We start from the raw sequence: 1,308 nt of genomic DNA, 5'->3' as shown, positions 1-1,308 counted from the left end.
ACTCGAAGTACGCCTCGGGGGAGTTCTTCGACAAGTACACGGACCAGGAGTGGGCGCCCGCCACCGAGCGCGTCGCCGAGCTGTTCGCCGAGGCGGGCATCGCCCTGCCCACGCAGGACGACTGGCGTGAGCTGAAGGCCTCCGTCATGGAGCACGGCATCTTCAACCGCAACCTGCAGGCCGTCCCGCCGACGGGCTCGATCTCCTACATCAACAACTCGACCTCCTCGATCCACCCGGTGGCCTCGAAGATCGAGATCCGCAAGGAGGGCAAGCTCGGCCGCGTGTACTACCCGGCGCCGTACCTCACCAACGAGAACCTCGAGTACTACGAGGACGCGTACGAGATCGGCTACGAGAAGATCATCGACACGTACGCCGCGGCGACGCAGCACGTGGACCAGGGCCTGTCCCTGACGCTGTTCTTCAAGGACACGGCCACCACCCGTGACCTGAACCGCGCGCAGATCTACGCGTGGCCGAAGGGCATCAAGACGCTCTACTACATCCGCCTGCGCCAGCTCGCGCTGGAGGGCACCGAGGTCGAGGGCTGCGTGAGCTGCATGCTCTGACAGCCGACCCTTGGAGGCGGGAAATCCCGCGTATTCCGCGCTTCTGAGCGCGGGTGCGCTCGATTTCCCGCCTCGAAGTGGAGCCGGCGCACCCGGACGGGGCGGGCCCACGACGTCGTGAGCCCGGACCCGTCCGAGTGGCTGCCGCTGCCCCCGCGGGCCTAGACTGTCCCGGACCCGCGCCCCGATGACCGTGCTCTCGAGAGCCCCCGGAATCCGCGGATTCCCAACGAATTCTTCTGAAGGATGTGCCCTGCCGTGACCGAGACCCAGCAGTCCCACCTCGTCGAGGCGGTCAACTGGAACCGCATTCAGGACGAGAAGGACGTGGAGGTGTGGAACCGCCTCGTCAACAACTTCTGGCTGCCGGAGAAGGTGCCGCTGTCCAACGACGTCCAGTCCTGGTCCCACCTCACGGATGAGGAGCGGCTGCTCTCCATGCGCGTGTTCACGGGCCTGACGCTGCTGGACACGATCCAGGGCACCGTGGGCGCCGTCTCCCTCATCCCGGACGCCATGACCCCGCACGAGGAGGCCGTCCTCACGAACATCGCGTTCATGGAGTCGGTGCACGCCAAGAGCTACAGCTCGATCTTCTCGACGCTGTGCTCCACCCGCGACATCGACGACGCCTTCCGCTGGTCCGAGGAGAACCCGAACCTGCAGCGCAAGGCTGAGATCGTCATGGACTACTACCAGGGCGACGAGCCGCTCAAGCGCAAGGTGGCGTCCACCC

General features: G+C 66.1%; 1 protein-coding gene and 1 pseudogene. Both read left to right on the top strand.

What is annotated here, in order from left to right:
- Positions 1-572, top strand: a pseudogene (locus ACFWJO_RS39560) (ribonucleotide-diphosphate reductase subunit alpha); the annotation flags it as partial.
- A gap of 258 nt (positions 573-830) precedes the next feature.
- The coding region (locus ACFWJO_RS39555) for a ribonucleotide-diphosphate reductase subunit beta (RefSeq protein WP_386873113.1) at positions 831-1,308 on the top strand (478 nt) is incomplete at its 3' end.

Source organism: Streptomyces sp. NPDC127092 (genome assembly GCF_042722475.1).
In the GTDB taxonomy this organism is placed as follows: domain Bacteria; phylum Actinomycetota; class Actinomycetes; order Streptomycetales; family Streptomycetaceae; genus Streptomyces.
Note: the sequence above shows the minus strand (reverse complement) of the source record. Positions and strands in the feature narration are given on the sequence as shown.